A 14305-nucleotide genomic window follows, 5' to 3' on the forward strand; every position below is an offset into this window, starting at 1 on the left:
GGAGTCGATGTTGACTTATCGTACGGAGGCGAAGGAAGTCTCGCTAGTCGCAGGCGCTCGGAGCTAGACATCTCTGAAATTTTATACATTCTTATCTTTTAAAAAAAAGAGCAGCTTTTGCTAGCTCCTAATACTGATTATTAAAAAACTACCGTAATACAAAGAATAATATATCTCCTACTCATCAGAATTCTTACTGTTTTTCATCTCCTGTAATTCCCTGTAAATCTTATTAAGCGTACCTTCAATCGAAGTTAAAGCGAAAAAGACTAGCACAAAACCAATCAACACGACAACACCTAATACGATCGTAAAGTCCATCGGTATCCCTCCTAAGCCAAATTAATTTTAACACAAAATTCAGATAAATTGTAATACATTTCAAACCGTAAAAAATCGCACAGTGAAAACACCATGCGATCGGTAATTAATCATTCAATTTTTTTCCTAATAATGAAATTGGAAGGGCTTCTTCCTTCTCATATTCTTCTCCTAATAGATTGATACGGTGCCCCCAAGCAAAAACACCTTCCAAATAATTAATTTTAAAGGTATGACCAGGGTCTGTCCCTAATTCATATTCTGCGCCTGGCTCATAGTCTTCTGGATTTAGCATATAGGCCATTGCTACTTGCATTTTTCTTTCATAAACAGCCACTTCACTAATATTTCCAAGCTGTTCGGCTTTTTGCGCCTTTTCCTTTAGTTTCCCTACTTCCATTCGTAGCTGTTCGATGGAAAAATCACTATATCGATAATTCATGAATTCATCTCCCCTTTAATCCTATCATTTTACATTTTACCAATAGTTTAAGACAATGGAAATGATGACACTCACTATTTCTTTCTCGAAGGGGGAATTCACCATGCCAACAGTAGCCATAACAGGAGCTGGAAGTGGGCTTGGAAAAGCATTAGCATTAGAATACGCGAAACATAATTATAAAATATATTTACTTGGACGTTCAGGAAATAAATTGCATATCGTCCAACATGAGATAAAGAAAAATGGTGGGGATGCTGAAGTTATCCTTTGTGATGTACAAGAATATGCATCTGTTAGTATTGCCTTTCAACAAATCGGTGAGCTAGATGTGTTTATTAATAACGCCGGCATCGGATTATTTGGACCAGTAGAAGATTATTCTCTCGAAGATATTGATAAAACATTAGATACCAATGTCAAAGGAACCATCTTAACTGTCCAATCAGCGCTTCCTTTAATTAAAGAAAGCAAAGGAAGAATCCTAACCATCATCTCTACAGCTGGACTTCGTGGTAAAGTAAACGAATCCCTCTACTGCGCAAGTAAATTTGCCGTTCGTGGTTTCACAGAAAGCTTGCAAAAAGAATGGGAAAATGAAGACTTCTCCATTACTGCTGTATACATGGGAGGCATGAATACACCTTTTTGGGAGAATTCAACCCACGTGGACAACCCTAGCAAATTAAAAGGCCCAGAAGTCGTCGCTGAACAAATTTTTAAAGAAGATGATGGAAGAAAAGAAATATTGATCGATCGCTAACTAACGTAGGTTTCGTCATAGATTTGGCGAAGCCTTTGTTTTGCCAAAACATATAGTAAGATAAACATAGTTTGAAAGAACGTATTACATAAAACAAAAGGGGAATAAAATGGAAAATTGGTTAACTGAAATAATGAGTGAGTTTGGTTATATGGGAATTATGTTTCTCATAGCTATCGAAAATGTTTTTCCTCCGATCCCTTCTGAAGTAATCTTAACGTTTGGAGGGTTCATGACTACTACATCCACACTCAGTATTATTGGTGTAGTCATTTCAGCAACTGCAGGTTCTGTTATTGGAGCGATTATCTTATATATTATTGGCTTACAACTTGATGTTGCTAGATTAGAAAAAATTGTAGATCGCTGGGGACATATTCTTCGCATCACAAAAAGTGACATCTATAAAGCAGATGCATGGTTTGATAAGTATGGTCCTTGGACAGTCTTCTTTTGTCGTTTCATACCCTTAATTCGTAGTTTGATATCTATTCCAGCTGGTATGTCCAATATGAATGTTGGCTTGTTTCTATTGTTTACAACATTGGGCACGTTCATCTGGAATGTCGTTCTTGTGAACTTGGGGGCTTCACTTGGAGCTTCCTGGGAAGTCATTGTAGAATATATGGAAGTTTATTCAAAAGTGATTTATGCATTGTTGATCGTACTCGTTCTCCTATCGCTATATCTATTAATAAAAAGAAGAAAGTAATTGCTAATTGGGGATTTTATATGAATCCCCAATCTTCATTTAACGCCTACATCTCTTCCTTTAATTCGTCTAAAAAACGATTAATATGATCCATAGTAAACCCTTTACGATATAGTCCCTCTTTTATTTTCTGCTCTAGTTCAAATCCTTCATATTTACGCTCATGTTTTCGCATTAGTTTTTCACCTTGATAGCAGACGGCTTCCCACTCTGAATCATCATTTTTTTCTGATTCAATTTCCTGTAGAACTTCTTGAATTACACCTTGTATGAAGCCTTTTTGGATCAAGTTCGCCCCTACTTGTTGGAGTTGTTTACGAAAAGCATGCTTGCTACCCGTCTTCAATTTTTTCTCAGCAAATTTTAATGCTTTCTCAAACTGAACCTCATATGTATATAACTCAACGGCCTTGGCAGCAATTTGTGCTGATACTCCTTTTTCCATGAGTTCTTTTTTCACTATTAATGGACCTTTTGACGATGTGTTAATTCTAGTTTGTACAAACGCATTGGCAAATTGTTGGTCATCTAAATACCCTTCAATTACTAGCTTTTCTACAATCCGTACAATTTGCTCATGCTCGACTTCCTTTTTCACTAAATAATCTCGAATTTCCTTTGTTGACCTCATGCGATAGCTTAGAAAATTAATAGCCATTGTGTACGATTTTTGAAAGCTGTCCTCTTGAATCAGAGAATCCATCGTTTCCTCATCCAATTCAAGTCCTTTTCGAAGGCCATACTCAATCAAGACCGTTTCATCTACACTAAATCCGTACTTATCGCTTTCTCCATCTTTCAAAAATATATTATACCGACTTTTACTTTTTTTCTGTGTTGTAATCCGACTAATCACGACAGTCATCCTTACCACTCCTTAATTACATTTTACCATGGGAAAAATAACGTGGACACTACAATAACTGCAACTTATATCATATAATAGAATAAACCGTATTATGAACGGCTGATGTATGTACATTGGAGGAGTGAACATTTATGAATTTCTTAATCACAGGGGGAACTGGTTTTGTTGGTAGGAATTTAGTACACGCGTTACATAGAAAAGGCCACCATACCTATATTCTGACAAGATCACCAGAGAAATTCGAGCAAGAAAGTGCATCCACCTTTATTGGCTATGATTATCCGGTTGACCAACTACCGAAAATATATGGTGTTATTAATCTTGCTGGTGAATCTTTATTTGGCTACTGGACCAACCAAAAAAAGAAAAAGATTTTATCCAGCCGCATCGATACAACCAATCACGTAATAAAAATGATCAAGGAAATGAAGCAAAAGCCTGATGTTTTTATTAGTGGTTCTGCAGTTGGATTTTATGGGATGTCTGATGAACGAATTTTTTCGGAGGACACTGAAACACCAGGTGATGATTTCTTAGCAGATGTCGTTGTGAAATGGGAAGATGCTGCAAAACAAGCTGAGGAATTAGGAATCCGTACCGTTTTCACTCGATTTGGTGTCATTCTTGGAAGGGAAGGTGCCTTACCATTAATGAGCATGCCAGTAAAGATGTTTGTCGGAGGAAAAGTTGGGAAAGGCGAACAATGGATGTCTTGGGTCCACATTGAAGATGCAGTACAAATCCTTGTCTTTTCTGCTTTCAATAAAAAGATTTCAGGACCGATCAATGTCACTTCACCAAATCCAAAGCGAAATAAAGACTTTATTAAAGTTTTAGCAAAAGCCTTGAAGCGCCCGAATTGGCTCCCGGCTCCAGCACCAATGTTTCGCATGGCAACTGGACAGATGAGTCAACTCATTACCAGCGGACAATACGTCCTCCCAAAGAAGGCAGAAAATCATGGTTACGAGTTTGAATATCCCAACTTGGAGGATGCTTTAAAGCAAATATTTGGTTAGTCGATAGGTGAAGTAAAGTCCATTATGCACAGGTTATTTGCCTGAGAAAAAACTTTACAAAAAAGACATAATTTTTTTCAAAAAAATGATTCCCTTTTTTATAAAATGATAGTATTATAATAAAAGAAATTGAAAATGAAACTAAATAGGGAAGGCAAATGGTGCGCCACCAGTATTCTTACTGGTTCTAGTGGGTTCGATTCCCACCCCGAATTTTTGTTGTAATTTAACTAAAAATTCGCGGGTGGGTATCTTCCTACTAAATTTCCTTATGGATATTTTTATGAAACCCTCCTGCTTAAATAAGGAGGGTTTTTCCATGCTAAAAACACGTGATTTACACGAAGCACCAGCATTATTTGAACTAATGTCACACCCAGAAGTTTTTCCATATGTACGCCATAAAACCGAAACAAGTGATGAATTTTATTTTATGACCAAGCAAACCATTGAAGCAGAGGAAAGAGGAGAGTTAATCTCTAGAACCATTTTAGATGAGATGCATCAACCGATTGGCACGATCAATTTATTTGATATTGAAGACAATCATGGGTTTTTAGCAACCTGGATTGGCCAGCCATATTTCGGCAAAGGATACAATCGAATAGCAAAAGAGGCATTTTTTGAAGAGATCTTTTTCCACACTTCTATTGAGACCATCTTCATGAAGGTTCGAAAAACAAACACTCGCTCATTAAAAGCCGCGTTAAAAATTCCTTATGTTGCACTCGGAAATAACATCTACCCAGAAATCTATGCCAAAGTTAACCCAGCAGAAGAAATCTATGATTTATTTGCCATCACTAAAGAACTTTACTTGTCCTACCATCAGTTCGCACAAAATGCCACTGCTGACGGCGAAGAAGTTGTCTAATTTTTACAGTTTTACCGTATAAATCTAACGCCGTAGGGAAAACTTAAGGAAAAGCGTAAAGCGAGGGATTCTTTATGGCAAAGGAAAAGCGTGACAAACGAGCAAAAAACCTAAACAGTACACAGGAAGTTTTGTATCAAAAAGAATTTAAAATGGCAGATCAAGCGTACAACCAATTCACGAAAAAAGAGAACCGGAGCTAATAGGGAAATTTAATGAGATCCGAACTATGATAATCCTTGAAAAAGGATTGATGTAGTTCGGATTTTTATTTGGGACGGCGGTTGTGGGGGAGCGAGTTTTGCCGGGGGACGAGCGAGTTTTCATCGGGGTGGAGCGACTCTCGCCTGGGAGCGAGCGAGTTTTCATTGGGGTAGAGCGAATATTGCCTGGGGGCGAGCGAGTTTTAATTGGTGGGGAGCGAGTTTTCATTGGGGTGGAGCGAATATTGCATGGGGGCGAGCGAGTTTTCATTGGGGTGGAGCGACTCTTGCATTAGGGCGAGCGAGTTTTCATTGGGGTGGAGCGACTCTTGCCTTGGGGCGAGCGAGTTTTCTCTTGTGGGGAGCGAGTCTTGCCGGGGGGCGAGCGAGTTTTCCTTGGGGTGGAGCGACTCTTGCCTTAGGGCGAGCGAGTTTTCCTTGAGATGGAGCGAATATTGCCTGGGGGCGAGCGAGTTTCCAGGTGGAGCGACTCTCGCCTGGGAGCGAGCGAGTTTTCCTTGGGGTGGAGCGACTTTTGCCTGGGGGCGAGCGAGTTTTCCTCGTGGTGGAGCGACTCTTCCCTGGGGGCGAGCGAGTTTTCATCGGGGTGGAGCGACTCTCGCCTGGGAGCGAGCAAGTTTTCCTCGTGGTGGAGCGACTCTTTCCTGAGAACGAGCGAGTTACCCTTTACAAGGAGCACCCCCTCCTTATCCACAACACTTATCCACATTATTCATCTTTTTGTGTATAATAAGTCTGAGTGGCCATATACCAGTAAAAAAATATTAACAACATATTGTGTACAACACTTAATAAATCTGTGGATTATTGTGGATATATCCCATTAACCCTCTTTTATCAACAATTTATTTGTGGATAATATTAATAACTTATATTTTATTGAATCAATTTTCCTAGTATATACGTATAACAAGATATCGAATAATATGGAGTGATTTTTATGGAAGAAATAAATTGGGCTTTAATCGCACCTCTACTAGTAATCCAAGCAATACTTATGATTGTTGCCCTTGTTGATTTGGTGAAAGCTAGGGATACAAATGGGCCGAAATGGCTTTGGTTAATTATTATTTTATTCGTAACAACAATTGGACCCATTATTTATTTCATTTTTGGAAGGAGAAATCGTTAAATGGCACTTATAAAAGTAAACAATCTTTCCAAACGATATGGTAATAAAACAGCAGTTAATAATGTAAATTTTGATTTCGAACGTGGAAAATGTATTGCCTTAATTGGACCAAATGGTGCTGGTAAAACTACTATCCTACGAACCTTATCTGGGCTATTGAAACCAACATCCGGAACAATTCAATTTGCAGATGAGAAGGAAAATAGTGATATTCGTCCACACATTGGCTATCTCCCACAATATCCCTCCTTTTACGGATGGATGACAGGAAGGGAATTTTTGATTTTCAGTGGCGAATTAGCATACTTATCAAAAGACGAAGCAAAAAAACGTGCAGATGAATTGCTAAAAAAAATAGGCATTTCTGAGGGAGCTAGTAATGAAAGAATCTCTCGTTATTCTGGAGGGATGAAACAGCGTCTGGGAATTGCTCAAGCCATTATTCACCGTCCTAAATTACTTATTCTAGATGAGCCTGTTTCATCGTTGGATCCAATTGGTCGTCGTGAAGTAATGACACTTATGGAAGAACTTAAAAATGAAATGACAATCCTTTTCTCTACCCATATTTTATCGGATGCAGATGAAATTAGTGATGAACTCCTCCTACTTCATAATGGAGAAATTGTAGAATCAGGATCTATGGATGAATTAAGAGCAAAATACCAAACATCGAAAATTGAATTGGCTTTTGAAAATGATCTAGAAGAATACAAAGAAAAAATCGATCAACTAAATATTGTCTCGGATAGTATGATTGAGCGTGGGTTACTACATGTTACTGCTAGCGACATTAGTCAAGCAAGGAAAGCTATTTTAGAAACAGCTTCACAGGAAGATTGGCCACTCACAACTTTTACAATTAATCGCGCTTCCTTAGAAGATATGTTCATGAAAGTGGTGAATAAATAATGCAATTCAATACACTATTCAAAAAAGAAATGCTTGAGAATTGGAGAAATAAAAAATGGATTTGGGTTCCTTTAGTAATCATAATACTATCAATTATGGACCCGATTACGAGCTATTATTTACCACAAATCATGGAATCTGTCGGCGGGATGCCTGAGGGAACAACTTTTGAACTACCAGAGTTTTTACCAGCTGAAGTTGTGACGATGACTTTAGGACAGCTGAGTAGCTTAGGAGTATTAATCATTGTGCTAATGTCAATGGGAACAATTGCAGGTGAAAGAAAAAGTGGTGTATCAGAACTTGTCCTAGTAAAACCTGTTTCGTACAAAAATTATATTCTTGCAAAATGGTCTTCCCTTTTAGTTTTAGTGTGGTTTTCATTAGCATTAGGAATATTGGTGAGCTGGTATTATATCAATTTGTTATTTGGTGAATTATCAATTGTTGCACTACTACAGATCATCTTTTTCTATGGATTATGGATGACACTAGTAGTGTCGTTAACGATTTTCTATAACACGGTATTCCGCTCATCTGGGTTGGTAGCCTTCTTAACGATTCTTACAATCATGACGATGAGCATACTGACACAAATCTTTGGAACATATCTAGCATGGAGCCCTAATAATTTATCCAGTTATATATTTGAGGCCGTTCTAACCGAGTCTATACCATCAGAACTTATAGGTACTTCAATCGTCACCATTATACTGTCGGTGGGATTATTAATCGGATCGTTTTATATTTTTAGAACAAAAGAGCTAGCAAATTAAAATACTGCATACATTTAACCAAAAGGACTACAATGAAACGCAGCATGTTGTAGTCCTTTTAATATGAGAATTACAAGAAAGGTGAGAGGTGAAAAGGATGAAACTAGGTAAAAAAATTGCAGAAGGCGCTAGTGCAGAAGTATTTGAGTGGGAAGACGATGAAAAAATTATTAAAATAGCAAGACCAACAATTGATAAAAAATATTTCCAAACCGAATTCGCTAATACCGTCAAAATGTGGAATTTAGGCTTACCCGTTCCTCAAGCTTACGAAATGCTAGAATACGATAATCGGCCTTGTATAGTCTTTGAAAGAATTCATGGAAACACATTGAGAGATCGCTTTTTCAAAAGGTTATTACCACAGTTAGCCAGCCATCCAGAAAAAATCGATTGGAATGATGCTCTATTTTCTGCCCGCCTACTTGCGAATATTCATACGTTAACTCATCAAGAATTACCCACCAACCAAAGAACATTCTTAAAGAACCAAATACAAAGCGTGAATTATTTAAGTAAAGAAGAAGAAAGTGCAGTTCTTGAACTATTGAATGATTTACCTTTAAAAGAGAGAATTTGTCATGGCGATGCTAATCCGAATAATATATTGTTCACTCATGAGGGAGAACCGATATTAATAGATTGGTTAAATGCATCTCTTGGCAATCCTGAAGCCGATATCGCCGAATTCATCATCATGATTCGTTTTGCTATTCTACCAGAAGAACTACCTATAAAAGTCATTGAATTATTTGATTCTATTCGGGAAAAAATCATCGCCTTATTTATGAAGGAATATACAGAACTCACAGGTATCACTTATGAGGAAGTCGAGAAATGGATTGTTCCAATAGCTGCCCGAAAGCTTGCTTCTGACGGTATTGTTGAAGCAGAAAAACAATTACTAGTCCAGGAAATAAAACGTAGACTAGAATTGGGCGAAACACATTAACAGACAGGAGAATTTTCTCCCTAGTAGGAGGGTGTATTTTGAAGGAAAATTATAATACCGATGAATTTGAATCCATGGTGAATACGATTAACAATTTATCAGAAGAAGACGCAAAAGCATTATTAAAAATCATTTATGGATTTATCAACACCGCTATGACAGGAAATGGTGGGGATGAAATGAAATTAGAAATAATGAACAAACTACCCAACGTTTTTGACCAAATACCTACTATCTATGAATCATCACGGAGTTCTGATTAAACTTTTTTACAAAAGTACTCCGATCCAAATCACACCTAAACTAATTAAGAGTCCACCTCTAAAAAGCATTTTATCGCGTGAGGTTGCACCAATTTTTTCATCAGCTAATTTAAAATAAGAAACAATTAATAAGTACGCAAACAAAGCGAGTGATTGGGTAAGCAAATCTTGGAAGACATCAATAATTCGTAAAATAGCTAATCCTAATAAAAGCATACCAATGTATCCTGCTGTCATAGCAAGATACTTTTTCTTTTTGTCTTCTCCCATGTTACTTCCCCCTTTTATTTCCTTCATCTTTAAATGCATAACGAATTCCTTTACCAGCGAGTGTCTCGTCTTTATACCTAGGCAACACATGAAAATGAGCATGAAAAATATGCTGGCCACCAACTTCGCCACAGTTCCAGCCAAGATTATAGCCATCTGGATGGTACTTATTATCAATGTATTCTTTTACCTGTTGTAAAAGCATATAGGTTGCATCCCACTCTTCACGGGTAAGGTCAAATGCCGTTTCTCGATGCTTCTTAGGGACGATCACACCCGCTCCTTCCAACGGCCTTCCTTTCATATCTGATTGTTCCAATTGTAAAAACATGCAATACTCATTACTTAATACAATCGATTGATTTTGTTCTAAATCCGGGTGACAAAAAACACAGTCTTTATTCATGTTTATTCCTCATCTTTCTATGTCAATTATCGTCCACCATGAAAATAGAGCTCTAAAGCAATAACAGCCCCAAGTAATGCAAATATCACATTGCTACTAAGTTTACTGCTATCTATATGATATACGTCGTGCTCTAATAAATTATCTTTAATTGATTCATACACTAGCGAACGTTTTTGAATTGACGATATTTGATTTCCTGTTTGACAATCCAATACGTTGAAATCAGTTGCTCCATATCCACCTGTTGCTTTAATGAGTTCATCTCCAACTTGATCAACTACTAAAATCGATGGGGTACTTACTTTGAATGTAGATTTTACTGTGGCAATCAAACTTCCATCTACAGAGTATAAATTCAAATCCTTATAAAAACCGGCATCTTTTTGAATGTAACCAATCTTTTCTGCTCCTGCTGTCACATGAAATACTAGACTCTCTACGATTATTCTAGGAGAGTTTAGCAAAAATAAACTTACTAGTTTCATAGCTTTATCTTTAAAATTACCAGAGGGCTTCTTTACCTCATGTATATTTCCAATCACAGTTTCACCAGAATTGATGGAGTAATATAATCGAGCAGTTTTTATGCTGTCCTTTCTTTGTACGTAGATTCTACTGTAGTCATTAAACACAAGAGCAACCTCCAGTAAAAAGATGGTTGAATTACTTAGTTAGTACCAAGGCTATTTTATCATATGATTCTGATAAATTTAACGATTAACTGTCTGTTTTTAGTAAAGATGTACTGAATCTAAACTTGACTGGCAAGAAATATCGCACGATGTAGTCACCGTACGATTTGTTTTATTATTGTTCTTTTCCTCACCTAACTTTATGAATGGTAATCCTACGGAGTAGTAGAAAAGATAACGCATAGAACAGTAATCCTACACCAAATATTTGATAGAATAATACCATATCTGCAGTTCGAACCATATCACTTAGAAACTCAAATAACCAACCCTTTGCAATTCCAATAAGTAATGAAATAGCAAATAAACCAACTACGGCACCTCCACCGATTAAACCAAACTTATGAAAGACCAACCCAAGCAAAAACATAACCGATAGCAAAGTAAACATAATTAGCGTGTCAATCGTAAATCGGGTTAACCAAGTATCTTGTACTGCCAATGAAGGATGTATAAAATTAAACGTATCAATGCTAGCAACATCTTTAAAAAAGATAACGCTAGAATGTACAATGTTAGACAGCAGTGCTTTAAATAAAGCAAATACAAAGAAGAATATTGCTATTGCAAAGTATAAGTTTTTCCTAGTTGCTCCCATTTTTATGGAGAATGGAATACTCTCTTTTACTGTTATGAAACCCATAATCATACAATAAAAATATGTGCCAAATGGGATGGCAAACCATAACTTTCCATCCTCTACACTTAATAAAAAGTAGGAAAATGCCAATGACACAACTAACGTCAGTAACAAAATCGACCAAAAAACGATGAGCGAATGACGGATATCAGTAACAAAAAAGTATAGTAATCCTTTAATTTGTCTATTCATGAATTATGCCCCCTTCTTTCCTTCTGTTAGATAAATCATAAGGTCCTGGATTGGGATTCCTTCCACCTCTAACCCGAATTCTCTTGCTTCTTCACTCGTTCCATAAACATAAGCAGTCATCATGCCTGCTAGTTTTTTACTCTCAATGACTTTTTTCCCTTTAATAAAAGCTTCTACTTTATCAGCCGGCCCTGACACAGCACACGTATTATTGCGCAACATATCCGCATCTTCCTGCATGATCAACGACCCTTCTTGTAAAATCAATACCTCTTCAAATAACAAACTAACTTCATCGATTAGATGGGTAGAAAAAATGATCGTACGCTTTTCATTTTCATATTCTTCTAACAATATTTCGTAAAATTTTTTCCGGGCTGCTGCATCTAACCCGATATATGGCTCATCAAAAACAGTAATTGGTGCCTTACTTGCTAACCCTACAATAATTCCTAACGCTGAACCCATTCCTTTGGATAATGACTTTACTTTTGCATTCATATTTAAGTTGTATTCCCGCGTTAATTCTTCAGCTAGTTGGCCATCCCAATTTGGGTAAAAGTACGATGCTATCTTTAATACATTTTTGACTTTTAAGTCTTTCTTAAAATTATCTCCCTCTTTAATGAGACAAATAGACTCCGTTAGTCTTTGATTATCAAAAGGATGTTCTCCATCGATTTTAATCTCTCCACTTGATGCTAAAATTTGCCCTGCTAGAATTTCCATAAATGTCGTTTTTCCAGCTCCATTTCTACCAAGAAGACCATATATTTTTGGTTCCTCTAATGTGAAGGAAATTCCTTTCAATGCCTCATTATTGCCATATTTCTTGGCTAAATTTTTCACTTCAATTTTCATTTTCCCTCATCCTCTCTTTGCATCATATCCAGTAGTTCAGCCGGTTCAATTCGTAATTTCTTCGCTTCTTCTCTTAAAGGTAAAATATAATTTTGAAAAAAAGTCTCCTTACGCTTTTGAATTATAATCTCTTTCGCACTATCCGTTACAAACATTCCAACACCCCTTCGTTTATACAAAATCTCTTCCACCACAAGTTCATTAATGCCTTTTGCTGCTGTTGCTGGATTGATTTTGTAGTATTTTGCAAATTCATTCGTTGAAGGTACGCGCTCTCCAGCTTTAATGGTGTCATTAATAATGGAGTCCTCTAGCTGCTCTTTTATTTGAAGGAATATTGGCTTGTTTTCATCCAGAGTATTTTTCATAATATAACTCCTTCGTTATTTGGTTCATTACCTGTGTAACTAACCATACAACCAATTAACTTAGTTGTCAAGATGTTTTCGAAAGTATTTTGAAAAAATTTGGACATTTGTTCCTCTATATAGTCCAAAACCGGGTATTTCTGCTTCTTTCGGACATCTGTTCCTTTAAAAATGGTTTAAGGGTCTATTCATAATGGTATTTTGGAAAATAACGAACCTGATGTCCTTTACGCCTCAAATTTACCCGTTATCACAAAAATAACGCACTCCATGTCCACATAATCCCATCAAAAAAGCACGCAGAAACGTCTGCGTACTAACTTGTTTTCTTATACATCCCTTGAAGTGGGCTTTTCTCTGGCATAATGAAATAATCATCACCTGAGGTATACACAACCACATTACCGAAGACTGCAGTTGAGTATATCTGAGCATTCACTTTAAAAATAGTATCAATTACTCGGTCAACAGGATGCCCGTAATGATTGTTTTTACTATAGGTAATCATCGCAATTTCAGGCTTTACCTCTTTAAAAAATTCATATGAACTACTCGTTTTTGATCCATGATGGGCTACTTTCAAAATCTCTGCATCCAATTCATATTTGTCCATGATCTTTTTTTCCTGTTCTTTTTCAATATCACCCATTAGTAAAAAATCAATCTCATCGTAAGTAATTTTTAAGGCTAAGCTTGATTCATTATTGTTTTTCCCTTTGCTGTATGCGTTAAGAATTGTAATGTCTATAAGTGGGTCAATCATTATTTTTTCATTCTCAGATGCAATCTTAGTTGGAATGTGCTGCTTTTTAATTTGACTTAAGTAGCGAGCATACGCCTTTGTTATATGAATTTTACCGGAATCCATTATCTTCTCTACTTCTATTTCTTTCATAACAGATGGTAAACCACCGATGTGATCCATATCTGGATGTGTTGCAATAACTAAGTTTAAGGAATGGATATTTTGCTTTTTTAAATACCGGACAACTTTTTTGCCTGATTTCGGTGGTCCACCATCAATTAAAATTGATTTATCATTAGGTGTTTGAATAAGGATACTGTCCCCCTGACCGACATCGATAAAATGTACCTTCATATTTTTTAGTGGCATACTGTGTGAGGACTGTGGATAAAAGCTAATTACTAAACAGAGTGCAATGACAAGGGATTTCATACACCTAAACGATTGCATAGCATACATCCTTTTTTAAGGTTTCTATCTTAGCTTTTGCACGAGGTCGGTTAAATATTTATTAAAGGATTGTTTCAAACTAGTAAGGAAATACAGTGTAGAAAAGTGTAAGTGGCCCTTTGGTAAATTTAATATTTTAAAATGGAGCGATTTCTATGCTGTGGGGAGCAAGTTTCACCCCGGGACGAGCAAGTTTCACCTGGGGCGAGCGAATTTCACACCACGGCGAGCGAGTTTCACCCACAGCGAGCGAATCTCACCCCACAGTGAGCGAGTTTCACCCCGAGGCGAGCGAATTTCACCCTACGGCGAGCGAATTTCGCCTGGGGCGAGCGAGCCACACCCCACAGCGAGCGAGTTTCTCCCCTCCGCGAGCGAAGATCACACCACGACGAGCGAGTTTCACACCACGGCGAGCGA

At 37.1% G+C, this 14305-nt stretch carries 20 protein-coding genes; 10 read left to right on the top strand and 10 right to left on the bottom strand.

Annotated elements, in window-relative coordinates:
- Positions 1 to 177: 177 nt before the first annotated feature.
- Complete coding sequence (locus BUB12_RS17770; RefSeq protein WP_159431591.1) at positions 178 to 321, bottom strand: hypothetical protein; 144 nt, start codon at positions 319 to 321, stop codon at positions 178 to 180.
- 106 nt (positions 322 to 427) lie between these two features.
- Positions 428 to 763 (bottom strand): YfhH family protein, encoded by a 336-nt coding sequence (locus BUB12_RS15805; protein WP_072891876.1) that lies wholly within the window; start codon positions 761 to 763, stop codon positions 428 to 430.
- 103 nt (positions 764 to 866) lie between these two features.
- Between BUB12_RS15805 and BUB12_RS15810 the strand changes: the two genes are divergently transcribed.
- Together BUB12_RS15810 and BUB12_RS15815 are read left to right on the top strand one after the other, a co-directional pair.
- On the top strand, positions 867 to 1526 hold the full coding sequence (locus tag BUB12_RS15810; protein ID WP_072891877.1) for an SDR family NAD(P)-dependent oxidoreductase: 660 nt from the start codon (positions 867 to 869) through the stop codon (positions 1524 to 1526).
- A gap of 109 nt (positions 1527 to 1635) precedes the next feature.
- Positions 1636 to 2238 (top strand): DedA family protein, encoded by a 603-nt coding sequence (locus BUB12_RS15815; RefSeq protein ID WP_072891878.1) that lies wholly within the window; start codon positions 1636 to 1638, stop codon positions 2236 to 2238.
- A gap of 46 nt (positions 2239 to 2284) precedes the next feature.
- Here BUB12_RS15815 and recX read toward each other — a convergent pair whose 3' ends face one another.
- Positions 2285 to 3103, bottom strand: a complete 819-nt coding sequence (gene recX, locus BUB12_RS15820) for a recombination regulator RecX (RefSeq protein WP_072891879.1) — start codon at positions 3101 to 3103, stop codon at positions 2285 to 2287.
- A 134-nt stretch (positions 3104 to 3237) separates the two neighbouring features.
- Between recX and BUB12_RS15825 the strand changes: the two genes are divergently transcribed.
- The 8 genes from BUB12_RS15825 to BUB12_RS15875 all read left to right on the top strand — a co-directional run bounded on the left by BUB12_RS15825 (position 3238) and on the right by BUB12_RS15875 (position 9258).
- Positions 3238 to 4125: a TIGR01777 family oxidoreductase gene (locus BUB12_RS15825; RefSeq protein WP_072891880.1), complete on the top strand. Its 888-nt coding sequence runs from the start codon at positions 3238 to 3240 to the stop codon at positions 4123 to 4125.
- 319 nt (positions 4126 to 4444) lie between these two features.
- Entirely contained in the window at positions 4445 to 4999 is a 555-nt protein-coding gene (locus BUB12_RS15835) for a GNAT family N-acetyltransferase (protein WP_072891882.1), read from the top strand.
- Between the two features lie 74 nt (positions 5000 to 5073).
- A complete protein-coding gene (locus BUB12_RS15840) occupies positions 5074 to 5202 on the top strand; it encodes a YfhE family protein (RefSeq protein WP_084063383.1) in 129 nt (42 codons plus the stop codon).
- A 961-nt stretch (positions 5203 to 6163) separates the two neighbouring features.
- Positions 6164 to 6355 (top strand): PLD nuclease N-terminal domain-containing protein, encoded by a 192-nt coding sequence (locus tag BUB12_RS15855; RefSeq protein ID WP_072891885.1) that lies wholly within the window; start codon positions 6164 to 6166, stop codon positions 6353 to 6355.
- Positions 6356 to 7267 carry an ABC transporter ATP-binding protein gene (locus tag BUB12_RS15860; RefSeq protein ID WP_072891886.1) on the top strand — a complete coding sequence of 304 codons (912 nt, stop codon included), beginning with the start codon at positions 6356 to 6358 and terminating at the stop codon, positions 7265 to 7267. It abuts the gene before it with no gap.
- The gene (locus BUB12_RS15865) at positions 7267 to 8043 is read left to right on the top strand and encodes an ABC transporter permease (protein WP_084063385.1); all 777 of its coding nucleotides are present in this window, start codon (positions 7267 to 7269) and stop codon (positions 8041 to 8043) included. Before BUB12_RS15860 ends, BUB12_RS15865 begins: the two co-directional genes overlap by 1 nt.
- Before the next feature lie 97 nt (positions 8044 to 8140).
- The gene (locus BUB12_RS15870; protein WP_072891888.1) at positions 8141 to 8995 is read left to right on the top strand and encodes an aminoglycoside phosphotransferase family protein; all 855 of its coding nucleotides are present in this window, start codon (positions 8141 to 8143) and stop codon (positions 8993 to 8995) included.
- 38 nt (positions 8996 to 9033) lie between these two features.
- Positions 9034 to 9258 carry a hypothetical protein gene (locus BUB12_RS15875; protein ID WP_072891889.1) on the top strand — a complete coding sequence of 75 codons (225 nt, stop codon included), beginning with the start codon at positions 9034 to 9036 and terminating at the stop codon, positions 9256 to 9258.
- A 6-nt stretch (positions 9259 to 9264) separates the two neighbouring features.
- Here the strand turns inward: BUB12_RS15875 and BUB12_RS15880 are convergent, their stop codons facing one another.
- The 7 genes from BUB12_RS15880 to BUB12_RS15910 form a co-directional block, all read right to left on the bottom strand.
- A complete protein-coding gene (locus BUB12_RS15880) occupies positions 9265 to 9528 on the bottom strand; it encodes a hypothetical protein (RefSeq protein ID WP_072891890.1) in 264 nt (87 codons plus the stop codon).
- 1 nt (position 9529) lies between these two features.
- Positions 9530 to 9934 (bottom strand): HIT family protein, encoded by a 405-nt coding sequence (locus BUB12_RS15885; protein ID WP_072891891.1) that lies wholly within the window; start codon positions 9932 to 9934, stop codon positions 9530 to 9532.
- A gap of 26 nt (positions 9935 to 9960) precedes the next feature.
- On the bottom strand, positions 9961 to 10569 hold the full coding sequence (locus BUB12_RS15890) for a hypothetical protein (protein WP_072891892.1): 609 nt from the start codon (positions 10567 to 10569) through the stop codon (positions 9961 to 9963).
- Positions 10570 to 10759: 190 nt separating this feature from the next.
- Positions 10760 to 11461, bottom strand: a complete 702-nt coding sequence (locus BUB12_RS15895) for a hypothetical protein (RefSeq protein WP_072891893.1) — start codon at positions 11459 to 11461, stop codon at positions 10760 to 10762.
- Positions 11462 to 11464: 3 nt separating this feature from the next.
- Entirely contained in the window at positions 11465 to 12322 is an 858-nt protein-coding gene (locus BUB12_RS15900) for an ABC transporter ATP-binding protein (RefSeq protein WP_072891894.1), read from the bottom strand.
- Positions 12319 to 12690 carry a GntR family transcriptional regulator gene (locus BUB12_RS15905; RefSeq protein ID WP_072891895.1) on the bottom strand — a complete coding sequence of 124 codons (372 nt, stop codon included), beginning with the start codon at positions 12688 to 12690 and terminating at the stop codon, positions 12319 to 12321. The genes BUB12_RS15900 and BUB12_RS15905 overlap by 4 nt, the downstream gene beginning before the upstream one ends.
- Before the next feature lie 316 nt (positions 12691 to 13006).
- Positions 13007 to 13789, bottom strand: a complete 783-nt coding sequence (locus tag BUB12_RS15910) for a ComEC/Rec2 family competence protein (RefSeq protein WP_234982737.1) — start codon at positions 13787 to 13789, stop codon at positions 13007 to 13009.
- Positions 13790 to 14305: the final 516 nt, after the last annotated feature.

The sequence above is a fragment of the Ornithinibacillus halophilus genome (assembly GCF_900129485.1).
GTDB classification, from domain to species: Bacteria; Bacillota; Bacilli; order Bacillales; family Amphibacillaceae; genus Ornithinibacillus; species Ornithinibacillus halophilus.